Here is a 21,682-nt window from a genome sequence, read left to right as displayed (position 1 = left end):
ATAGCTTAAGGCATTCGAGCTGCGGTCGGAGGAAACAATGAAAAGAATTCTTATTGTAGAGGACGAGCCTAACTTCGCAAGGTTCCTTGAATTGGAGCTGATCCATGAAGCTTACGAGGTAAAGATTGCCTATGACGGACATAGTGGTCTTGAATTAGCTCTTGGATCGGAATGGGACTTGATCCTGCTTGACCTTATGCTGCCTGGACTAAATGGAGTCGAAGTATGCAGGAGGATTAGAAAGGTTAGCAAAACGCTTATTATTATTTTAACGGCAAGAAATAGCGTAACGGATCGAGTACTCGGCTTGGATTGTGGGGCAGATGATTACCTTCCGAAGCCGTTTGCCATTGAAGAGCTTTTCGCTCGGATGAGAGCTTTATTTCGTAGGTTCGAACACAGCGAGCATGAATTAGCCGTATATACATTCAAGGATCTTGTCCTTGATCTTAATACCAGAATAGTTACTCAGGCTGGAGAGAACGTCATGCTTACAAAGAAGGAATTTGATTTGCTTGCCGTCTTTATGCAGAACGTGAATTGGGTATTATCCCGGGACATGATATTGGAAAAGGTATGGGGATTTGACTCTGAAGTTGAGACCAACATCATAGACGTTTACGTTCGTTACCTGAGGAACAAATTGAGTGATTCAGGGGACGAGAGATATATAAAGACACAGCGCGGAATTGGATACGTGATGCGGCTATGAAAATGTTGCTCAGAACGATAAACACTCTCCCGATTAAGTGGCGAATAACCGTTTGGGCATCACTATGGATGTGTATTTTCTTTTTTCTCTATAACTCGGTGCAATATTTGGTGCTTGATCGTTGGATACTTGCCCAAGAGGAGCATTCCATTAATAAGAGTATGGATGAGGTTATCGGCTATTATGAGGACAGTAATTCAAGAAGCGTAGCCGCCAGTCAAAGCTATCTTGAGAAGGTGAACCAGAGCAATCAGATGATTAGGGTGCTGGATGATAGTGGGCATACTGTGCTAAATATAAGCGAAGGAATACCAGATCAATGGGTGCTGCCACAAGTTGCAAGCTCGAGGAGTCTGGTCAGCCCATGGCATGAGGAGGAGCATTTGCTCGTGCTCAGAAGCCCGGTTCAGGTCGGATCTTTCAAGGGTACAGTCGAAATCATTCGGAATATGGAAAATTACGAACGGTTAAATCACTTGCTGTTGGTCGTTATGGTTATAGGTGGGCTGGGTGGAATCGCCTTCAGCACATTCGGTGGAGTCATCTTAGGTAGACAATTGGTTAAACCGGTTGCTGAATTATCAAGCACGATGGGTAAAATAAAGTACAATGGGTTAGCGGCGAGAGTTGATTTTATTGATAATAAGGATGAATTATCTAAGCTAAGTCTAGTGTTTAACGAGATGATGGATCGATTGGAGGAGTCCTTCCATCATCAGAATCAATTCGTCGAGGATGCCTCGCATGAGCTTAGAACACCAATCTCGATTATCGAAGGTCATCTTAACTTGCTCATACGCTGGGGCAAAGAAGACCCTTCCGTTTTAAATGAATCGTTAAAAGCCTCATTGGATGAATTAGCTCGATTGAAGAAACTTATTCAGGATTTGCTTTTATCCTCTCAAACCGAGCCATTGCAAATTGAAACGGATATCGAACGTGTTGACCCTGCTGATGTGATCATTAAGATAGTGGACGACTTCTCCGTTATTCATCCGGAAATGATTTTCGAAGTAGAGACCCGATATTTGTCAGGTATATGGTTGGCGATCTCGGTTGGTCATTTGAAGCAAATTCTCATGATCGTAATCGACAATGCCATTAAATATTCCGGAGATGAGAAGACGATTCGAATTACCGGCAAGCTTGTAACGGAGAATACCGTACAATTGCAAATAATCGATAGTGGTCTGGGAATTTCGAATGAACACATTGCGCACGTATTCGATAGGTTTTACCGTGTGGAAAAGGCAAGAAGCCGTAAAATAGGCGGCAGTGGTCTGGGGTTAGCAATTGCCAAGCGATTAGTCGACAATTATCAGGGAAGCATTCGACTTGAGAGTGTTGAGCACGAAGGAACCGTGGTTACGGTAGTATTACCGCGTAGCTTTGCTTGAGCTTTAGATAATGTTCTTGCATCGATTTCATTTTTTATATATGATTATGAATAACATCATATCGGATAGCAGTAATGGAGGAGCCTGTCACCAAGGGCTCCTTCTTTTTATTTTTCAGGACACAATAGAACAAACATCTGGAGGCGGGCTTATGGAATTCATACTTTACTTAGTGTTGATTTTATTTTTTACAAAGGTTGCGGGAGATCTGTCTGTTCGAATTGGGCAGCCTGCTGTGCTAGGAAAGCTGATAGTGGGTATATTATTAGGCCCTGCGGTGCTTGGATGGATAGAGCAAGGAAGCTTTATCAATGAGCTGTCCGAAATCGGTGTGCTCCTTCTCATGTTTATCGCTGGACTAGAAACTGATCTTGAGCAGCTGCGGAAAAACTGGAAATCGGCTTTTGCGGTTGCGGTAGGCGGAATTATTCTTCCTTTTATCGGAGGCTATAGTGCAGCGGTTGCCTTTGGCTTTAGCCAGAATCATGCTTTATTTTTCGGTATTATTTTTTGTGCAACATCAGTGAGTATATCCGTGCAAGTACTTAAGGAAATGAATAAGCTGAATACCCGTGAAGGAACGACCATTCTTGGGGCAGCGGTAATCGACGATGTGCTCGTAGTCATCCTACTTGCGGTTATGATGAGCGTTATTGGAACAGGGAATGACATTTCTATTGGCTTGCTTATTGGAAAAAAACTTCTGTTTTTCTTCGTTATTATCGTTGCTGGTTGGTTCGTAGTTCCAAAGATTATGAAGTGGATGGCACCACTCAAAGTAACAGAGGCAGTAATATCGGCAGCGCTTGTTATCTGCTTTGGGTTTGCTTATTTTGCAGAGTGGCTGCAGATGGCTGGAATAATCGGCGCATTCGCTGCAGGGATCGCGATCTCTCAAACCGGATATAAGCACACTGTTGAGCAAAAAGTTGAACCTATCGCTTACTCAATATTTGTACCTGTCTTTTTTGTGAGCATCGGCTTGAATGTTTCATTCGAAGGTATTGGTGAGCAGTGGGGGTTTCTTATCATTATTACAATTATTGCATGTATAACGAAGCTATTCGGAGGCTGGATTGGCGCGCGGATGACAGGATTCAATTCTAGATCATCCTTAATTATTGGATCTGGCATGGTAAGTAGAGGAGAGGTCGCCTTGATAATCGGGGCAACGGGGCTACAGGCTGGATTAGTATTACCACAATACTTCACATCAGTGGTAATCATGATTATTGCAACAACACTTGTTACGCCGCCGCTACTTAAGCTGTTCTTCCGCGAGAAGGAGGTTCAGCGATGAGTTGCATGGGGATGGCTGCGCTGATAACTATGGTAGGGCGCTTTGATGGTGAGCTGCTGCTAGATGGCTTAAAGTCGCATTTTGCAACGATGGCGGGGAGTTTGTTGGATAAGGTGAGCTTAAAGTAGCATTTTGCGACGATGGTGAGGGGATTGTGGGAGAAGAGGCGATTGCCCTTTCAAAAAATTATTGGGATGTTATAATATAATTACCATTTGTTATAAATTAAGGTGGTTATACCCATTGGTTAAGGAGGGGCATTTGCGTGTCTAGTATTTTTAGTGTCATGATAATAACTCTATTTCTTTTAATACCGGTTGTACTAACATACATAATTTATTCCCTAATTAAGAAGAGGCAGAAGAAATCTGTCACGCTAGTTATTTCTTTATGTCTTGGAATAGTTATCGTATTCTTAGTCCTGTATTTGGCCCCTACGCGATTGAAGCTTCAGAGCTCAGATTCGGATTATAATCTAACTATTTATAAAAATGGTCGAACGTACCTTATTGACGATAGAGAACAAAAGAATAGTATGATGCAATTACTAGAAGGGCAGAAGTATGTTAGAAATGTAAATATCCCATTAAACGGTGTTCCTCGTGTCGCTTCAGATCAATATATAAGTATAAGAATTGCGGGGATTGAAGTTCCTAGCAACATACTTATTTCAGTAAGACTAGACGATACTAGCCTTTCATATTTGGAAAATAGTTCTCGTTATTATTCCATTAACAACTCGAAAAAATTTACTCAGGACATTCAAAATTTTATATCGATAAACTTATAATTGCTTTTCTCACGCAATAAACAAGGGACCAATTCTAACATCTTTTTAGAATTGGTCTTATTGTATTTATGGCTCGATGCATTTATTTTAGTCACAGTATACTGCACCGAGAAAGCTTTCAGGTCCGTTACGGATTGGAATAAGGGTTGAAGAGGACACGAACATAGAATAGACCAATTGTTGCGAAACGGGGGGCGGTACATTGTAATCAGCTCCCGAAAAATTAAGAACCTGAATACCCGTGTCACCCACGTTAAATGTACGTTTCAATGCAAACACTTCCAAATCTGTCGAAGCAGATCCACGAACAACGCTAATCTCAATATCCGTAGGTCCACTTCCAGGAATGGGAAAGGCTAAGCCTATAATTCCACTAAACTGGGTTCTTATTACACCAGTTGGGTTGATTACCTGAAGTCCGATAACACCTATCAATACGGATGTATCTACAGCCGGAAAAGGAATCAATATCGAAGCGTAAGCTGAGGCGTTTTGTGAAGTTCGAGCATCTAAGAATGTACTCATTCATGAATTACCTCCTTCTGCTATTTGTTATTGATAACATATTCAGAACGAATCTATAAGTGTAGGCATGTACAACATTTTTACTTCCCACTCATATTACTAACCCATTAGTTCCTCGAAATGGTTATAATTAGGTTTAAGAGTACACGCTCAGAAAAAAGAGGTGAACATTTGCACATCAAATGGAACGAGAAAATAGAGCATTTATCTGACGTAATAAAAAAGGAGAAAATCCATAGCTGTTTAATAAGCAAAGATGATGCACTTTTATTTCAGTATTTTAAAAATGGGAAATCAGAAAAGAAACAGCACAAAATCAACTCATGCACAAAAAGTATTACTTCCAGCCTCATTGGTATAGCACATGACCAGGGGGTGATTCCCAGCCTTTCGACCCCGATTGTTGAATTTTTCCCTTCACTCAAAAATGATCCCGACCACAGAAAGCAGCTAATTACTATAGACCATCTGCTTACAATGAGTGCTGGATTCGATTGGCCCGAGATGGGAGAGTGGGGAGGTTGGCCAGAAATGATCCATAGCTCTAACTGGGTCAAGTATGCGCTGGATAGACCACTCATAAGCACTCCCGGCGAAACTATGAATTATAATTCTGGTTGCAGCCACCTGCTATCAGCCATTTTGCAAAAAACAACGAACAAAAGTGCGAGAGAATTTGCCGATCAGCATTTGTTTTCTCAACTGAAATTTAGCGACTATATATGGCACGAAGACCCACAAGGAATTAATATCGGCGGGTTTGGACTGCATCTCACTGTTCAGGACATGCACAAATTCGGTGAATTGTATCTCCAAAAAGGGAGATGGGGTAACAAGCAGCTGATAAGCGAGGAATGGATCGCTTTCTCAACTGAGCCTGAATACACGAGATACTACCATTTTGGTCATTACGGTCGGCATTGGTGGATTTCGGAAACTTCAAATTCTGAATTATTTTACTTCGCTATGGGGATGGGTGGGCAGTATATATGTGTGGCACCATCCAAAGGAATAATAATCACAGTAACTAGCGATACATATGGTGATACGCTTAAACCATTGCAGATTATTAGAAGCATATTGCATTAGGAGAGTAACCAAGCATATTTTATGAAGACAAAAACTCCCATCCAACGAAGGACTGGGAGTTTTTCGTAACTATATTTTATTACCTAAGCATGTCAACTAATCCTGGGCTGTGCTCATTTGGCATGTCAGGAAGCTGCGGTACAGGAAAGCCTTGAGGGGGAGGTGTGACAGAGAGAGAACCGTGATTCCGGCTAGGGCTCTCGCCTTGGAAGATTTCAGCTATTCGAGTTTCATCCAAGCGGAAATTAAATTGAACATTGTGATAGCCCTTATCGATGTACTTACGGCACTCGGGATATTTGTTAATATCGTAGTTCGGCACAGGGAACAACTTGCCCCAATCTACACCCAATGTTTCAAGCGCTTTGGCAAACGCATTCTGATGCGCGTTGTCCCTGACGATGAGAAATCCGAGCGTTTCTCGCAATGTTTTGTTCGAGCTCATCTCGTATATTCTTGTTTTCTGCAGCACACCTGTCGATTCAAGGACGACGTTATTAAGCAAATCCGCAATCAAATTTCCGTGGCTGTATACCCAAGAGCCATTCCACGGATTGCCGCCAGCATCTAGGGGCAAGGAACTTTTAGCTCCCATGATGTAATGGTGAGGATTGGCAAGCTTTACAGTTTCGTCGATCGGAGCCTCGTTCGCACCAGCGTTTCCAGGAGAGGATAAGCCAGACTCGTTTAAGAGCTGATTGATCGTATTCTGTACTAGCTCAACGTGAGCGATTTCTTCTAGGAACACCCCCCGAATAAGATCGCGAAATTGTTTCTCTTTGCCTCTGAAATTGGCGCTTTGAAAAGAATACTGCATCATCGTCCGCATCTCGCCGAATTGTCCTCCAAGTGCTTCCTGCAACACCTTTGCCGCACCAGGATCGGGCTTGTCTGGCTCAATAATATTGATTAACTCTTCCTTATAGTAATACAATAGGGTCCACTCCTTTAGAGTTTCTACGATCGATTTTATCAAACAGTCTGGGAATGGAAGGTTTTTTAAACAACAGGATTATGATCCCAAGAAGAAGAAATATTATTCTTGGTTATTCAAGAGCTATGCTTGGCGTAGTAGAATCGAGAGGGGGTGCTAGGCATTGACTGCAATACTAGAAATTCAACAGTTGGCGAAGAAGTCATGGAACAAGGGAAATCAGGAAACCTCTTATCTGTTTGCTGAAGTGTCTGCGGAAATCCAGCAGCCGGAGCGGATATCGGTCATTGGTGCCTCGGGACAAGGTAAAAGCACCTTGCTGCGCACGATGGCGTTGCTCGAAACACCTGATAAAGGCGATATGCTTTACGAAGGAGTCTCTTATCTTAAGAAGGAATCACGGCTATGGAGAAAACAAATCTGTTATGTCGCTCAACAAGCGGTTATGCTACCGGGCAGCGTGGAGGACAATCTGCGAACGACCAGTCGTCTGCACGGCGGTACATATGATGAGAAGCTTGCAGCACAGCTGCTAGAGGAAGCAGCTATGGACGGGCTGGACAGAAATAAGAACGCCAGTGAGCTATCTGGAGGAGAAAAGCAGCGTATCGCCCTTATACGTTCTCTACTGTTGCGTCCTTCTGTGCTGCTGCTCGATGAGGTTACGGCATCATTGGACAGCATTAGCGCAAGAGCTGTGGAGCAATTACTGGTTCGTTGGCATAAGGAAGAGGGGGCAACGATCATTTGGGTTACGCATGATTTGGAACAGGCAGCTCGCACAAGCGATAGAACTTGGTTTATGTCTAGTGGCACGTTGCTGGAGAATCAGCGGACGACGGATTTTTTCCGACAACCAACAACAGAGGCGGGTAGAGATTTCATTCGCCTTCTGGTCAGCGGGGAGAAGCTATGACATTAGTTGCACTTAGCTTTACACTATTATTCGTCTTGGCGACTATGCTTGTTTCGGTCTGGCAGAAGCTCGGTTTGGAAAAAGAGATTGCTGTCGGTACCATACGCTCGGCTGTGCAGTTACTGGCTATCGGGTATGCGCTTCAATATATTTTTCGAGCAGATAATGTCATGTATTTACTATTGATTGTTACGCTGATGATTACAGTAGCATCCTGGAATGCAGCAAAGCGCGGGGCAGGTATGCGCGGGATCACTTGGCGGATCGCTCTAGCGCTTACAACTACGGAACTTCTTATGATGGGGTTGCTGCTAAGTCTGAATATTATTGAATCGACTCCCCAGTACATCATTCCTCTTAGCGGGATGACGATCGGGAATGCCATGGTAGTTGCAAGCTTGTTCGTGAATCAAATGAAGCGGGAGGCTCAGGCATCGAGGGGAGAGATTGAAGCGTTGCTCACGCTTGGAGCTACGGCAGCACAGGCATTGCAGGAGGTCAGAAAACGGTCGGTTAAATTCAGCATGATCCCAACTATCGACGGTATGAAGACAGTCGGACTCGTTCAATTGCCGGGGATGATGACAGGTATGATTGTTGCAGGTGCAGATCCGATAGAAGCAGTGCGCTATCAAATTCTTATTGTTTTTTCCTTCACTGGTTCTGCGGCCATTACGAGTATTCTCTTGAGTGTTCTAAGCTACAGGCTGCTGTTTACGAAAGAGCTACAGCTTAAACCACTTCAGGATGGAAAATGAAAAGGCGATAAGTATTAATACGAAGCGTAATCCTAACATAGGTTCTAAAAAGTCCATTAAGTTCGTAATAATTATCCATTTTATTTATTGAGATCACCCCATATACTGATAATGAATATCATTATTGACTCTGCTTAAGGAGAAGACCGGGTTCATAGTTCCGGTCTGTTTTTGTGAGCGATTGGCCTGAACCTCGCAGTCTCAAGGACAGCAAAAGACGCTTTGCTTGGCTAGTTGTTTGCTGTGCTAAAGTATGAGGGTGAGCAGTGAAACGGGAATTTCGACAACAGTGATGAAGGAGGCGTTTTATGTGGCTCGTTGAACAGCTCCCATCTGCAATTCGCACACAATTGGATGAGGAAGTCATTTATTGCGCGAAGACGGATTTGAATGAATCCGGTCAGTTTATTCCGTTATGGCTTATAGTGACAGCGCAGCATGTATCAGTATGGAATCTTGAAGGTATTGAACAGAAAAGGCTGCCGGTTGCAGGCTTGCTGGGTGCTAGGACGATCGAAGCAATTGGCGGTGGCATGCTCGTTGTAGATACGACTGAGGGAGGAAGCGTGCTACTAAGCTATACAGCAAACTACGCAGCAGCATTTGGAACTGCAGCGAAGCTGATTACGGCATTGTCTAAAGGTGAAGCGTTACCTGATATTCAGGAAAGTGATTTTCCAAGGATATGCCCGGATTGTGGTAAGCTATTGCCAATCGATGACAGCAAGTGCCCAGCCTGCCGAAGCAAGAGTAGTGTCCTAATGAGAATGCTTGATTTCGCAAAACCTTACAGAAAGCAAATGTTGGTTGCGGCGGCTTTACTGGTCGTTACGACCTTAATTGAACTCATCCCTCCTTATTTGACCAAAGTCATTGTCGACGATGTACTACAGCCAGGTAATATGGGCAGCGCATTGATATGGCTCGTTGCAGGTTTGGCCTGTACGGAGGTGGTGCTTGCAGGTGGACAAATCATTCGCGGCTATTTGGGTGTTTGGATTGGTGCCAAAATGATGGGGGGCATCCGCACGGCTGTTTATAACGCGCTCATGGGGATGTCGCTCGCTTTTTTCGATCGCCGCCAGACCTCGCAGTTTATTGGCCGTGTTAACAATGATTCAGAATCGATGAGGCAATTTCTGACGGATGGCTTAATGTGGGTGGGGGGTAATGCGCTTAAGCTTATTGCTATTATTCTTGTGATGCTTTCTATGGATTGGCAATTGACGGTGTTGGCGATTTTACCGATGCCGCTCATTATATTGTTTTCCACACGTATCTGGCCTAAGGTCAGAAGGAGATGGTACCGCCATTGGCGCTCGACCTTTCGCATGAATGTGCAGGTTGGTGATTCTCTTTCTGGTATTCGCGTGGTGAAAGCATTCGGTCAAGAAACAGCGGAGAAAAAGCGTTATGCGGAAGCCAGTGAGGATGCAGTTGTGCAAAATATTCGGATGGATGGCTTGTGGTCTGCGGCATTCCCGATATTCGCTTTGCTTGCTGGAACTGGCGTGCTGCTAACCTGGTATTATGGCGGTCGTGCCGTGCTTGATGGCAGCATAACACTGGGTGTTCTGATGGCCTTCATTGTCTATCTCGGAATGTTCCTTGGTCCATTGCAGTGGTTTAGTCAGGCGGTTAACTGGACCAATCAGGCTTTCTCGGCAGCTGATCGGGTATTTGAAATTGTGGACACTCCGGTGGATGTAGCGGATGATCCGGAAGCCCAATCACTTGGTAAGGTGCGCGGCGAAATCGTATTCGATAAGGTCAGCTATGGGTACGAATCACACCGAATTGTGTTGAAGGAAGTTAGCTTGTCAGTTGGCGCCGGTGAGATGGTCGGATTAGTCGGACATTCTGGTGCTGGAAAATCTACATTTATCAATTTACTTTGCCGATTCTATGATCCAACCTCAGGTAGTATTAAGCTGGATGGAGTAGATTTGCGTAAGGTGAAGCAGGAAGACCTGCGCCGTCAAATCGGGATCGTGCTGCAAGAGACATTCCTGTTCGACGGTACGATTGCTGAGAATATTGCCTATGCGAAGCCCGATGCTTCGCCAATGGACATTATGCGCGCTGCTAAGATTGCGAATGCGCATGATTTTATCGTTCGTATGCCAGATGGCTACGATACACGTGTTGGAGAGCGCGGTCATCGGTTATCGGGTGGCGAGAAGCAGCGTGTAGCTATCGCGCGGGCCATTGTGCATGACCCACGGATACTCATCCTTGATGAAGCGACTGCGTCGGTTGATACAGAAACGGAACGGCAAATCCAAGAGGCGATATCTAGGCTTGTCAAAGGAAGAACTACGATTGCTATCGCACATCGACTGTCAACACTACGGGATGCGAATCGGCTTATTGTGTTGGAGCGGGGGAAAGTGGCCGAGGTAGGCACCCACGAGGAGCTACTTCGCTCTGAGGGCCTCTACTACCAGCTCGTTGAAGCACAGAAGGAAAAGTCACATCCGAAAGGGAGTATGGTTTAATGGACAAAGGGAATCTTTATGAGCTTCGGCCATTAACGCCTGATAGGATTGTGCTTTACCGCTCCCAGGGGGGCATGCTTCAAGGAAGCATTGAAGGAACCGTGTATTCAGAATTACTAATATATCGCACGTTCCCGCTGCAATATCCCGATCAGTATATTTCTGTTCGTGGTGTAGATGGCACAGAAATCGGCGTTATTGAAAACCCGCTCCAGCTAGATGAGGAAAGTCGGCAAGAGCTCACTATGGAGCTGAAAAGACGCTATTTTTTGCCGCAGGTGATCGTCATTCAGAGTATTAGGGAGAAGGGTGACTTGTGGGAGTGGGAACTCGAAACGGATGCGGGAGCGATACGAATAACGATGCGCAATTTGCACGATCATGTACAGTTCCACAATAATCAACGTATCCTTCTGACCGACCTTAACGGTCAACGATGCGAAATTATAGACAGGACGAAGCTTAATGCCCAGAGCCGCAAATGGTTAGACGATGTACTGTAGCTTTAGCTGAGATGGGGAAGATGGCTAGAAGCTGGAGCCGTGGCTGTTCCAATAACGGAACAGCTAACGGAGCACATTATGGTTAACGAACTGAGTAACTCTTATTTGCTTAAAATACTATGTTTTTATTTTTTGACGAACTCCAGACACTTTATATCAATTAAATTACCTCCGTTCCACCTAAATATGACTCAATAACGCCAATGAAGTTCGTTAGAATAATGAAGAGGTCATTTTAACGGTAATAAGAACGGTAGGGTTCGTTAAAAGAGAATAATCGCGCAAGAAAAATGAACTCTTAAGATTACTCTTAGGAGTTCATTTTTTTTCTACAAGTATTTTCCTATTTGTGCAATAATGTTATCAATCTGAGTAATTAAATGAATAGGAGATGTGATCTCATGGGACAGGTGCAGCAAGCAAGAAATGTGGCCATTTTTGTTTTCGATGGTGTGGAAATATTGGATTTCACTGGACCATTCGAAGTGTTTATTACTGGAAGTAATCGAGGACAAGATTTTAATGTCTATACTGTCGCCGAGCTAGAAAATCCAGTAAATGCTTTAGGCAATCTTAGCATCAATGCAAGCTATACGATTAATAATTGCCCGCGTACCGATATATTAATAGTTCCTGGTGGTAGGGGGGCAAGACATGAGATGCACAATGAAACGATCACGAATTGGATTAAAGAAGTTTCGAATGAAGCAGAGCTTGTCTTTTCGGTGTGTACTGGTGCACTAATTTTAGCTAAAGCCAATCTCTTAGATGGACTGAAAATCACCACAAATCGTCTTGCGATGAATGAATTAAGAGAAGTAGCACCACAATCAGCCGAAATCATTGAGAACGTTAGGTATGTCGACAATGGTAAAATCATTCTTTCAGCTGGCATCTCCGCCGGGATTGACGCTTCCTTATATGTGATTGAGAAGCTACTGGGTAAAGACAGAGCGTTGGAAGCAGCTAGAATAATGGAGTACGATTGGTATGAATAATGACTTCATTATAACTTCATCAAGCTATATGGCTGACTCCTGCTTCCTGACCTTCTGGCTTTTTACTCAAACGTGCAGGTCCAACCATCAAAGAAGCAATAACACCAATGATTAATAGAATAGCCGCAACAATAAACCCTTTATTAATCGCTGTACCTAGGGCGTTACGCACAAATTCACCAAGCTCAGGAGCTAGATTTTGCAGATGGATCAGATTTTCAGATTTCGTCAGGCTTGCCATTTGCTCTGCATTTAGATTATATTGAGCTGCTCCCGTTGTAATTTGATCCTTCAAGCTGTTATTCACGAGAACGGCCATAATAGAAGCTCCCATGACACCTCCCATGCTCCGCCAGAAGCCAACAATGGAAGAGCTGACGCCGATATATCGAGTCTCCACACTGGCGGCAATTGCATTTTGCCCCACACTCATTATCGGACCGATCGCCCCAAATCCAAGCAAAATCATAAGCAAAGTCATTTGCAAATTGCTAATTTCATGTGAAAGGTTCATAAGTAAGAAGGCAGCTATTAAACCCATTATCATCGAAAATGCCATCAAGGTACGGAAAGCAAATTTGGATTGAAGCATTCCGAATGTAATCGCTCCTACAATAAGTGAAAACATCATAGGTGTAAGAATTTCATTCGAGTTAGCATGCTTTAAGACAATAACGGAGAATAACGGCAAATAGCTAATCGCCGAGAACATAATAACACCTTGGCAAAAACAGATAATACTCGTACCTGTAACCATCCGGCTTTTGAATATTTTTAGTGGTAGAACAGGCTCCTCTGCTTTCCGTTCCACGGCGATAAAAGCAATCGTTCCAATGAGTCCAATAAGGAATAAACCGATGATCTGCCAGGAATCCCATGCATAGGTTTTACCCCCGAATTCCAAGCCTAACAAAATAGATACAATTGAAATGATGAGTAGAAATGTTCCTAAATAATCGATTTTCGGCTTCTTCTCTGACCGAGATTCTTTTAGGGCAAACAGTAAAATAAAGAAAGAAGCAATTCCTATTGGCAGATTGACATAGAAGCACCAGCGCCAGCCGATATTCTCAGATATCCATGTGCCGAGCTGTGGTCCGGCTACCGAGGACAAGCCGAAAACGGCTCCCAGCACCCCAGAAAGCTTAGCTGCTTGCTTCGGATCTGCAAAAATCGTATAGATAATCGAAAAGCTTATGGGGAAGATTGCCCCTGAGCCAATCCCTTGAATGACCCGAAACCAAATAAGCTGATTCATAGTTGTAGCCACTCCACATAGAGCAGAGCCGATTAAGAAAAGAGAAATTCCGATTAAGTAAAACCGTTTTCTGCCAAACAAATCCGACATTTTACCAAAAACCAGCATCGTGCTTGTGGCAGCAAGCATATAAGCAGTAAATACCCATGCCACCTTGTCGAACCCGTGAATATCTTCGATTACCTTAGTAATACTGGCAGAGACGATAGTGTTGTCGAGGGAAGACATCAATAATCCTAATGCAATAGAGAGAATAATTAAGCCAGTACTTTTCTTGGTTACTTCATTCATTGTTGATCTCCTTGCCTCATATTAGGATTGGTTAAATCTATTAATTTCAGCAAGCTTTCCTGCAGTACCTTGAGTCGTGCGCGAGTTGTTTCAATTCCAATCTCTAAACCAATCAGTTTAGTTGAAAACCCAATTGGAATAGCTAAAGCAGATCTCTTCATGGCTTCCAGTTTCTCTAAATCTTCGCTATCCGACGCTATAGCTTCCTTGATCCAATTAATTGATGCTTCCTCTTGAGCAAATTCACCAAAAAACATCCTCATTAGAAAATCAGATCTTACCGTTTCCTTCTCCACAGGGCTATTCATATACTCTGCAAATTGCTTTATGCCTGCGGGCGTGATTGTGTACACGTTCTTATTCGGTCGTTTGTCTTGTACAATGCTTTCTTTAGTAATATAGCCTAGCTGCTCCATCTTGCTTAATGCAGGATAAATCGTGCCGAAGCTTGCATCAAAAAAGAACGAAAATACTGTCTCAAATAAATTCTTCATCTCATATCCCGTAAAAGAGCGTTTTTTTAGCAAGCCGAGTATTACATGTTGTGTGTTCAATCCAATTCTAGCCCCTAACTCGTTTATTTATTGAGTTTATTATATCGAATCGATATATACTGAGTCAACATATGTATTTGGGCAATGGAACCGCCCGCTAGCTATCCTTTAAGAAATGACGCAAAGCCTCTTTACGAGTTTGAGGCTTCCAGTTCAAATAAGTACTGGCCTTTATATTGGAGCCATAGCAAGCGAGTGATTCCCCGGTTCTTAATGCTCGTTTCCCAAACTGTAGAAGAGAGGGATCTGCCTCTAACACCTGTGCTATATTTAATAGCATTTCTTTTACTGTGGTTGCTTCTCCACTGCATAAATTGTAAATTTCATAGAGCGAATTTCGGTTCAAATCCTCTATACAAGCTAGATATCCTCTTACCAGGTCATCGATATGAATGAAATCTCTCTTTTGTATACAAGACGAAAGCTCTATGGGCTTGTTTTGAAGGAGAGAGCTTACGACTTCATTTATGAGCTTTCCCGAGGCATCCCACTTTCCATACGGAATAAAGACTCTTACAATACGTGACTTTATTTGATATTGCATAGATAGCTGGCAGGAACGGATAGTTTCGGTTAACTTAGACAGCCCATATGCTGTGGAGGGCAAACATGCATCATCTTCCCTGCATGCATCAGTAGTATCGCTGTATTCCATGCATGAGCCGGTAATAATGATTCCTCGGCATCCTACCTCGCGTAATTTAGAATATATAAACCCAAGAGGTGCGACGTTAACTTGATGACCAAGATTCATATCGTAATCAGGCGATGTGTAATCCTTAGCATGACCAGCGTGCTGGATCCAGATGTTCGGACGTTCTGCTGAAATGAATTGATCTATTTCCACTGGATGGGTTAAATCCAAGGAAGTAAGCTTAACTCCCCGACGGATGGCTTGGTTCAGACGTTCCGTACGAAGCTGGTCATATTGATTCAATTCTCTTCCGCAAGTACCCACTACACGTTGAAAATAATCTGTTAGGAAGCAGGCTAGGTGCATTCCGATAAAACTGCTGACTCCAGTGACAACGACCGTTTCATTAAATCTTGTGGTTGGAATCAGAAGGACCTCTTTTCCTGCTAGGATGGGAACCATTTCTTTGAGGGGCTCATTCTATCGATATCCCCTTTGCCGTTTCTGGACAAGTGGGGTTAAAGCGAAATGGACTTATAAACTCTGAAAAAGGGGGGAAGGTCCTGTCTCGTTCCGATAAAATGGGCTGCTTATTCGGCCATGAAATGCCTACTGTATTCCAGTGAATACCCTTATCGAGAGTAGGATTATGCTGTGACGTGACATGGTACAGAAGGGTGGAGTCGCTATAGGCATAAAAGCCATGTGCAACACCCGCAGGAATATAGACCATCGTCCCGCATTCCCCATCAAGTATTATTTGTTCGTATTTTCCATATGTTGGGGATCCCGCCCGAAGATCCAATACAATATCCAATACCTCTCCGTGAACGCAAGCTACTAATTTGACATGTTCTTCAGGAGGTAATTGAACGTGTAACCCCCTCAAAACCCCTTTTCGAGAGAAGGAGTAGTATTGTTCTTGGAAGCACGAGGTTAAACCGTATTGTGAAAATGTATCGCGATGAACGGTTTTAACAAACCTTCCACGCACATCTCGAAACACCCTTGGAAAAATCTTTAGACAGCCTGGAATAGTTAAAGGTTCCGCGATTAGGGTATCATCAATGCGGTTTATTCGAGCCTCAGTCATAGGATAAGCCCCTCGCTATCAATAAATGGTGCGTTATCTTATGTGCTTTTGGACGTATCTTATAGTCTTTTTGCCTACGATTCTATAAACAGGCTTTTATCCCCGTCCTTAATAAAGAGAAATAGATTTCTGCCCGATTGCCTGTATCCCGTGCAAATGCCCTACCATACGAATGTCCATTCTGCATAAGATGTGGGAACTTAGCCGTACGGAGGGGAAGCATGTTGCATGAAAATCTAGGCACGTCACAATACGATTGGCCAGATGTCTTCGCGTTTGCAGACTATTTGTGCGTACATTTCGAATGTAAGCAAATCGTTGTTCTCGGAAGTAGCGCTGGTCACGTACTGTCGCCATTAGCTGCAAATTACCCCATCCATGGATTAGAAAGGAAAGAAAACATAGAGAATTGTAGTGCGCTATATCCTTTTGTCGCATGGCAGATACATCAACTTGATAGCTTAAAACCAATTCCTATTCCCAATCAAATACTTAAGGAGTCTATAGTCATTTGTCTGGATGATAGGGGAGATTTGCGTCGTCCTGGTGGAGTACTCCGTTGTCTGGGGAAAATCATGGATATATCACCCGTTTGCCTGTTGGTTACAACATTGAACGAGAGAATGAGTGAGGTAAGCGAATGGAATAGGATGCTGAAATCTGAAAAGCTTCATGTGGAGTTCTCCGGACTTACAGTAAATAGCAAAACAGATTTTAGGAAAAATACTTTGTTATCCGTAGTAAGCAATAATCAGTTGAAACGAAAACGATCTAAACCCCTGAAAATAGCAGCTATTATTACGGCCTACAATGAAGAGGACATTATTTATCATTGTATAAAAAGACTGCTCGACCAAAACATCAGCGTATATGTTATAGAAAATTGGTCGACGGATTCAACAATAGAAATAATAAACTCACTTCAAGCTCATCCAGGGTTTCTGGGTTGCGAACGATTTCCGTTAGAAGGTCCCGGCAACTATTTCAATTGGCAGGGGATGCTTGACCGGGTCGCCGAAATTACCCAACAATTGGATGCTGATTGGTATATTCATCATGATGCTGACGAAATCAGACAATCCCCATGGCCGGATAAAAACTTGAACGAAGCGATCACCTATGTCGACCAAATGGGCTATAACGCAATCAATCATACATTGATCGAATTTTTTCCAACTGATAATGGCTATTCACAGCTTGTGGATTATGAAGATTACTTTCGTTATTTCGAATACGGAAAGCTGGAATCAGATTTTATTCAAATTAAAGCTTGGAAGCGAACTGCTGAACAGGTAAACTTATCCGATTTCGGTGGACATCAAGCTGTATTTCAAGGAAGAAGGATCTGCCCTTACAAATTTACAAGTAAACACTACCCTTACCGATCCCAGCAGCATGCTGAGAAAAAAATATTCAGAGATAGAAAGTCAAGGTATGCGCCCGAAGAGTTAGCCCAAGGCTTTCATACTCACTACGACAATTACAATCAAGGACATTTGTTTATCCGTGATCCTGCTGAATTAATAGAGTTTCATAATCGTAGCTATCATACTGTCAATCTCGTGGAACGCTTATCTGGGATTGGGACGAATCGTGTTAAAGATACAATCGCACCTGTAGATGATACGATTGATGCTGAGAATCTAATGCAAACGGGAAATAAAAAGAGCAAACGTGTTACGAAATCAAGGAGGAAAAAAGCTCGATTAGCTAAACGCAGTAGAATCGTTCTTAAGAGCGCCAGAAGAAACACTATCAAGATTGAAAAGAAAAAGGGATTAGCGGAACGAAGGAAACAGAAAAAACCAATTCGTCAGAAACGAAGAAAGGAAAATTCAATTGTTAAGAAAAGAACAAAGAGGGTTAGCCGGTGAAAAAAATTGTAATAAGGCGTCTTCATTCACTTTCTAGGAAATCGAAGAAGAAATCACGTCTCGCTAAGAGAAGAAGAATTATCTTTGTTGTTCTGGCACATGCACAGGAAGATATTCTGGCCAAGCAGATTCAGAACATCCGTTACTATAATCCGGAAAGCAATATCGTGTTGTATAACTCTTCTGGCAATCCCAAATACGGGCAAAATATCAAAGATATGATGATATGCCCGTACCAAAGGGGGCCTCTGTCTTGGGGACGTACGGGATGCGTCCTATATGATGTGATTAGATGGTTAAAGGAAATCAATACGGATTATGATTATCTTGTTTACATTGATTCGGATGTCTTATTTCTGAAAAGAGGATTAGAAGCCTATCTAGATGAAATGATGTTGGGCTTTGATACGATGGGCGTTAACATGCATGTCGAGTACGGTCCCGGAGAATGGATACCTGGACAGATGATGTGGCAAGAATGGCCACAATGGCAGGAATTGTTCCAGACTACGTACTTAGCCGGAATGTTCGCCAACGGTCAAGTGTATCGACGGGAGCTTATTAATCGGATGTATGATGGAATCGACACGATGCGTTTGGAAGCTCTATTCCAAACGACTGAGGTCATCGCGATTGAGGAAATCCTGCATGCAACATTAGCAGTGCGTAGCGGAGGGAGGTTTCGAAGCTTCCCGGAATCCGTAGCGGAGTATATCAGGTATAAGCCTCCGCTATCGCTAGATGACATACAAGCGGCAGAGCAAACGGAATCCGTTTTTTTCGTTCACCCTGTTTTGCGGGACTCTGAAGACCCTGCCAGAATATGGTCTGAACGCTTGTTAGAGAATAAGATGGCAGAAGCAGCTAGGAATATGCCACGAAAGAAGAAAATAACGATCCGACGGAAGAAGCGACACTTATCAAAAAGCAGAAGAATAAAGAGGGCAGTTCGATTGAAAAGGAACATAAAGGGGAGGCAACCAATGTGGGAGCTCTCAAAAAAAAGAGTAAAAGAAAAACGGGAAAGGTTCGCCTCAAGAAGAAAAAAATTATAAATAAACCTCATCTAAAATCACGCATACGCAAAAGAAAAAGAGCGAGTATAATAAAATGGCGTTCTCAGAAGCGCACAAAAAAACGTAATGGTATTAGATCTAAATCCAAAAGTAAACTTATAAAATTAAAAGCACAGGTGAGCAAACAAGAGGGCAAAATCAACGGTGAAGTTTACGAATATCCGCCCCCTACGGAATATCATTTATCAACGAAGGATTGGATAGCTAATCAATCATTTCTGCCATGGTATAAAGAGATCCACGAAAGCCATACCCGCCAGTTGAAACAGCCAAAGGGATTTGACGAGCGGTTGCATATCTCGTTTAGCATGCCCGAGTTTTATTCTCCTGCTCCATTTGTCGTAGAAGTCCCCAACGGGCGAGTATATGGAGATTTCGGCTGCATCATCGCTCCTGATAACAAACTTCTATGGGACGTTTCCATATTTCCTCCGTTTATTCCAAGCGAGCATCCTGTTTTTCGTCAAGCGACATTTTCTCCGGCCCACTATGTTGATGAAACGATAGCCGTGCTTACCTTTTGTGCGAGCAGCATGCATTATCATTGGATATTTGATGTTATATCTCGAATAGATTTATTAAACAAAAGCGGCATACCTATAGACAGATACATTGTCAACGGAGTAAAGGCTGGCTTCCAATGGGAAATACTCGAGGCGATAGGGATCCCTAAGGAAAGGCTAATTATTTGTCATGAAACATTTCATTTGGAAGCAAAAAAGTTGATTATCCCTGCGGCACCGGCAATAGAGTGGGGGCCACATCATTGGCAAATTCAATATATCAGGCAGGAATTCATGAAGGGAAACCAGCCCAATCCCGAATTCGAAAGAATCTATATTAGTCGTTCATTGGCATCCCATCGAAAAGTCATTAATGAAGATCAAGTGTTAGAGGTTTTATATCCACTAGGATTTAAATGTATTCATCTAGAGTCCCTTTCTGTGGCACAACAAATCGTAATCATGTCGTCCGCTAAGATAGTCATTGCACCTCATGGCTCCGGACTCACGAACCTTATTTTTTGTCAGCCAGCGACCAAGGTTATTGAGCTATTTACATCTAATTTCCCTGTCTACGTGTTTTGGCTATTGTGCAATCATCTTGATCTTGACTATTATTATTTGTTCGGTGAAGGAGAACGCTCTGCAGATCGTATTGATCCCAAACATGGATACGACGATATGGTTATCGATATCGAAAAGCTATCTAGAATGCTTTTATTATCAGAAATAATCTAAGAGTAATGAGGCTTATAGATGGGTGTAAGTTACCGTTAAACCTTCAAGCATGCTTATGTCGGCCCTCCATCCCAAAACTCTTTTAGCCTTCGAATTATCGAGACAGCTATCTATAATGTCATTGGATCGCTCTGAATCGTGAATGACATCTATAGTTGCTCCGTTATTAATGATTCCTAATAAATGCGCTAAGTTATTAATAGAAGTGCGTAAACCCGTACTAATGCGTACAAAAGCTTATTTTGAGGGTTATACTGGTCAAGTAAGTTCTAAACAGCTTGGGTATTATTTTTCACGATGCGAAATAACCTAAACGGAGCAATTATATGAAGACGGAGTTTTTGTACAAGTATCCCAAAACCATGTTGAACAAAGGAACCGGCTTTCTGTCCGGCTACAGTCATTCCCTTAATCCTTATACGGGTTGCTCGTTTGGCTGTTCTTATTGCTACGTCCGACAAATGCCGGTTTCTTTATTTCGTAAAGCGGAGTGGGGAACGTGGGTTGATGTTAAGAAAGAGGCTGCAGGTGTTTTTCAGAAAGAGTATCAGAAAGCCAAGGCCAAGGGACCAGTTACTATTTTCATGTCATCGAGTACTGATCCTTATCAGCCCATAGAAAATAGAGAACAGATAACCAGGTCCTTATTAAAAATTATGTCTTGTGATCCACCTGATTTTTTACTCGTGCAGACTCGAAGTCCCCTTGTTCGCCGAGATATTGATCTGCTGTTGCAGCTCGGTAAGCATGTTCGTGTTAGTATGACCATTGAAACAGATCTGGAAGAGATCAGAAAACATTTTTCTCCTTATGCACCTCCGATAGCAGCAAGATTAAAAACACTTCAGCTGTTAGCTGAAGCGGGTGTGCCAACGCAGGCAACGATTGCGCCGATATTGCCAAGTAGCGACCGGTTTGCGGAAATCCTAAGGCCACTAGTTACTCGAGTATGTGTTGATGATTATTTTATGGGAGACGGTAGTGGAGGGAAGCGCACGCGTAATTTAGGTGTCGATGCTTTGTATAAACAATTAGGATTGGAAGAATGGTATCACCCAACCGCCTATCGTAAGGTTTATGAACAATTAAAACAGCATTTTTCTGAGGATCAAATTTGGATTAGCCAACAAGGCTTTGAGCCTTAAAGATCAGTCATTAAAGACCTATCATCAGAATCGCAACAATAACTCTGGGAAACGATAGTAGAGGAGCTTGCCTGAAGGCAGCTCCTTTTTCCTGAA

Annotated in this window: 20 protein-coding genes; 14 read left to right on the top strand and 6 right to left on the bottom strand. The window is 43.0% G+C overall.

Annotated elements, in window-relative coordinates:
- Nucleotides 1-37 precede the first annotated feature (37 nt).
- From KCTCHS21_RS16935 to KCTCHS21_RS31945, 4 genes are all read left to right on the top strand, one after another.
- A complete protein-coding gene (locus KCTCHS21_RS16935) occupies nucleotides 38-712 on the top strand; it encodes a response regulator transcription factor (RefSeq protein ID WP_130610759.1) in 675 nt (224 codons plus the stop codon).
- Entirely contained in the window at nucleotides 709-2,109 is a 1,401-nt protein-coding gene (locus KCTCHS21_RS16930) for a HAMP domain-containing histidine kinase (RefSeq protein WP_130610756.1), read from the top strand. The genes KCTCHS21_RS16935 and KCTCHS21_RS16930 overlap by 4 nt, the downstream gene beginning before the upstream one ends.
- A 151-nt stretch (nucleotides 2,110-2,260) precedes the next feature.
- The gene (locus KCTCHS21_RS16925) at nucleotides 2,261-3,409 is read left to right on the top strand and encodes a cation:proton antiporter (protein ID WP_130610754.1); all 1,149 of its coding nucleotides are present in this window, start codon (nucleotides 2,261-2,263) and stop codon (nucleotides 3,407-3,409) included.
- Entirely contained in the window at nucleotides 3,406-3,537 is a 132-nt protein-coding gene (locus KCTCHS21_RS31945; RefSeq protein WP_269472713.1) for a hypothetical protein, read from the top strand. Before KCTCHS21_RS16925 ends, KCTCHS21_RS31945 begins: the two co-directional genes overlap by 4 nt.
- A 749-nt stretch (nucleotides 3,538-4,286) precedes the next feature.
- Here KCTCHS21_RS31945 and KCTCHS21_RS16920 read toward each other — a convergent pair.
- Nucleotides 4,287-4,724, bottom strand: coding sequence for a hypothetical protein (locus KCTCHS21_RS16920; protein WP_130610751.1), 438 nt, complete (start codon nucleotides 4,722-4,724; stop codon nucleotides 4,287-4,289).
- A gap of 171 nt (nucleotides 4,725-4,895) precedes the next feature.
- Here KCTCHS21_RS16920 and KCTCHS21_RS16915 point away from each other — a divergent pair, with 171 nt between their 5' ends.
- The gene (locus KCTCHS21_RS16915) at nucleotides 4,896-5,813 is read left to right on the top strand and encodes a serine hydrolase domain-containing protein (protein ID WP_232057862.1); all 918 of its coding nucleotides are present in this window, start codon (nucleotides 4,896-4,898) and stop codon (nucleotides 5,811-5,813) included.
- 79 nt (nucleotides 5,814-5,892) lie between these two features.
- On the opposite strand, the gene KCTCHS21_RS16910 is transcribed toward KCTCHS21_RS16915, so the two are convergent.
- Entirely contained in the window at nucleotides 5,893-6,747 is an 855-nt protein-coding gene (locus tag KCTCHS21_RS16910; protein WP_130610745.1) for a manganese catalase family protein, read from the bottom strand.
- A gap of 163 nt (nucleotides 6,748-6,910) precedes the next feature.
- Between KCTCHS21_RS16910 and KCTCHS21_RS16905 the strand changes: the two genes are divergently transcribed.
- The 5 genes from KCTCHS21_RS16905 (at nucleotide 6,911) to KCTCHS21_RS16885 (ending at nucleotide 12,420) form a co-directional block, all read left to right on the top strand.
- Nucleotides 6,911-7,663, top strand: a complete 753-nt coding sequence (locus tag KCTCHS21_RS16905; RefSeq protein ID WP_130610742.1) for an ABC transporter ATP-binding protein — start codon at nucleotides 6,911-6,913, stop codon at nucleotides 7,661-7,663.
- Entirely contained in the window at nucleotides 7,660-8,421 is a 762-nt protein-coding gene (locus KCTCHS21_RS16900) for an ABC transporter permease (RefSeq protein WP_130610739.1), read from the top strand. Before KCTCHS21_RS16905 ends, KCTCHS21_RS16900 begins: the two co-directional genes overlap by 4 nt.
- A gap of 308 nt (nucleotides 8,422-8,729) precedes the next feature.
- Nucleotides 8,730-10,919, top strand: coding sequence for an ABC transporter ATP-binding protein (locus tag KCTCHS21_RS16895; RefSeq protein ID WP_130610736.1), 2,190 nt, complete (start codon nucleotides 8,730-8,732; stop codon nucleotides 10,917-10,919).
- Nucleotides 10,919-11,422, top strand: coding sequence for a DUF1854 domain-containing protein (locus tag KCTCHS21_RS16890; RefSeq protein WP_130610733.1), 504 nt, complete (start codon nucleotides 10,919-10,921; stop codon nucleotides 11,420-11,422). Before KCTCHS21_RS16895 ends, KCTCHS21_RS16890 begins: the two co-directional genes overlap by 1 nt.
- Before the next feature lie 401 nt (nucleotides 11,423-11,823).
- The gene (locus KCTCHS21_RS16885; RefSeq protein ID WP_130610730.1) at nucleotides 11,824-12,420 is read left to right on the top strand and encodes a DJ-1/PfpI family protein; all 597 of its coding nucleotides are present in this window, start codon (nucleotides 11,824-11,826) and stop codon (nucleotides 12,418-12,420) included.
- 19 nt (nucleotides 12,421-12,439) lie between these two features.
- Here KCTCHS21_RS16885 and KCTCHS21_RS16880 read toward each other — a convergent pair whose 3' ends face one another.
- From KCTCHS21_RS16880 to KCTCHS21_RS32120, 4 genes are all read right to left on the bottom strand, one after another.
- Nucleotides 12,440-13,969: a DHA2 family efflux MFS transporter permease subunit gene (locus tag KCTCHS21_RS16880; protein ID WP_130610727.1), complete on the bottom strand. Its 1,530-nt coding sequence runs from the start codon at nucleotides 13,967-13,969 to the stop codon at nucleotides 12,440-12,442.
- Nucleotides 13,966-14,523 carry a PadR family transcriptional regulator gene (locus KCTCHS21_RS16875; protein ID WP_130610724.1) on the bottom strand — a complete coding sequence of 186 codons (558 nt, stop codon included), beginning with the start codon at nucleotides 14,521-14,523 and terminating at the stop codon, nucleotides 13,966-13,968. Before KCTCHS21_RS16875 ends, KCTCHS21_RS16880 begins: the two co-directional genes overlap by 4 nt.
- Before the next feature lie 97 nt (nucleotides 14,524-14,620).
- Nucleotides 14,621-15,619: an NAD-dependent epimerase/dehydratase family protein gene (locus KCTCHS21_RS16870; RefSeq protein WP_130610721.1), complete on the bottom strand. Its 999-nt coding sequence runs from the start codon at nucleotides 15,617-15,619 to the stop codon at nucleotides 14,621-14,623.
- Between the two features lie 13 nt (nucleotides 15,620-15,632).
- On the bottom strand, nucleotides 15,633-16,250 hold the full coding sequence (locus tag KCTCHS21_RS32120; RefSeq protein WP_130610718.1) for a dTDP-4-dehydrorhamnose 3,5-epimerase family protein: 618 nt from the start codon (nucleotides 16,248-16,250) through the stop codon (nucleotides 15,633-15,635).
- 221 nt (nucleotides 16,251-16,471) lie between these two features.
- Between KCTCHS21_RS32120 and KCTCHS21_RS16860 the strand changes: the two genes are divergently transcribed.
- The 4 genes from KCTCHS21_RS16860 (at nucleotide 16,472) to KCTCHS21_RS16845 (ending at nucleotide 21,586) form a co-directional block, all read left to right on the top strand.
- Nucleotides 16,472-18,124, top strand: coding sequence for a glycosyltransferase family A protein (locus KCTCHS21_RS16860; protein WP_130610715.1), 1,653 nt, complete (start codon nucleotides 16,472-16,474; stop codon nucleotides 18,122-18,124).
- Nucleotides 18,121-19,179 carry a hypothetical protein gene (locus tag KCTCHS21_RS16855; RefSeq protein ID WP_130610712.1) on the top strand — a complete coding sequence of 353 codons (1,059 nt, stop codon included), beginning with the start codon at nucleotides 18,121-18,123 and terminating at the stop codon, nucleotides 19,177-19,179. Before KCTCHS21_RS16860 ends, KCTCHS21_RS16855 begins: the two co-directional genes overlap by 4 nt.
- Before the next feature lie 137 nt (nucleotides 19,180-19,316).
- Nucleotides 19,317-20,441 carry a glycosyltransferase family 61 protein gene (locus tag KCTCHS21_RS16850; protein WP_145988958.1) on the top strand — a complete coding sequence of 375 codons (1,125 nt, stop codon included), beginning with the start codon at nucleotides 19,317-19,319 and terminating at the stop codon, nucleotides 20,439-20,441.
- Between the two features lie 326 nt (nucleotides 20,442-20,767).
- The gene (locus tag KCTCHS21_RS16845) at nucleotides 20,768-21,586 is read left to right on the top strand and encodes an SPL family radical SAM protein (RefSeq protein WP_130610706.1); all 819 of its coding nucleotides are present in this window, start codon (nucleotides 20,768-20,770) and stop codon (nucleotides 21,584-21,586) included.
- The last annotated feature ends 96 nt before the right edge of the window (nucleotides 21,587-21,682 follow it).

Source organism: Cohnella abietis (assembly GCF_004295585.1).
GTDB classification, from domain to species: domain Bacteria; phylum Bacillota; class Bacilli; order Paenibacillales; family Paenibacillaceae; genus Cohnella; species Cohnella abietis.
This window is presented reverse-complemented; position numbering and strand designations above follow the sequence as displayed.

Bases quoted from the DNA above. Each gene is read 5' to 3' on its own strand.
- KCTCHS21_RS16935 (WP_130610759.1), top strand. From the start codon at position 38: ATGAAAAGAATTCTTATTGTAGAGGACGAGCCTAACTTCGCAAGGTTC.
- KCTCHS21_RS16930 (WP_130610756.1), top strand. From the start codon at position 709: ATGAAAATGTTGCTCAGAACGATAAACACTCTCCCGATTAAGTGGCGA.
- KCTCHS21_RS16925 (WP_130610754.1), top strand. From the start codon at position 2,261: ATGGAATTCATACTTTACTTAGTGTTGATTTTATTTTTTACAAAGGTT.
- KCTCHS21_RS31945 (WP_269472713.1), top strand. From the start codon at position 3,406: ATGAGTTGCATGGGGATGGCTGCGCTGATAACTATGGTAGGGCGCTTT.
- KCTCHS21_RS16920 (WP_130610751.1), bottom strand. From the start codon at position 4,724: ATGAGTACATTCTTAGATGCTCGAACTTCACAAAACGCCTCAGCTTAC.
- KCTCHS21_RS16900 (WP_130610739.1), top strand. From the start codon at position 7,660: ATGACATTAGTTGCACTTAGCTTTACACTATTATTCGTCTTGGCGACT.
- KCTCHS21_RS16895 (WP_130610736.1), top strand. From the start codon at position 8,730: ATGTGGCTCGTTGAACAGCTCCCATCTGCAATTCGCACACAATTGGAT.
- KCTCHS21_RS16890 (WP_130610733.1), top strand. From the start codon at position 10,919: ATGGACAAAGGGAATCTTTATGAGCTTCGGCCATTAACGCCTGATAGG.
- KCTCHS21_RS16885 (WP_130610730.1), top strand. From the start codon at position 11,824: ATGGGACAGGTGCAGCAAGCAAGAAATGTGGCCATTTTTGTTTTCGAT.
- KCTCHS21_RS16880 (WP_130610727.1), bottom strand. From the start codon at position 13,969: ATGAATGAAGTAACCAAGAAAAGTACTGGCTTAATTATTCTCTCTATT.
- KCTCHS21_RS16870 (WP_130610721.1), bottom strand. From the start codon at position 15,619: ATGGTTCCCATCCTAGCAGGAAAAGAGGTCCTTCTGATTCCAACCACA.
- KCTCHS21_RS32120 (WP_130610718.1), bottom strand. From the start codon at position 16,250: ATGACTGAGGCTCGAATAAACCGCATTGATGATACCCTAATCGCGGAA.
- KCTCHS21_RS16860 (WP_130610715.1), top strand. From the start codon at position 16,472: ATGTTGCATGAAAATCTAGGCACGTCACAATACGATTGGCCAGATGTC.
- KCTCHS21_RS16845 (WP_130610706.1), top strand. From the start codon at position 20,768: ATGAAGACGGAGTTTTTGTACAAGTATCCCAAAACCATGTTGAACAAA.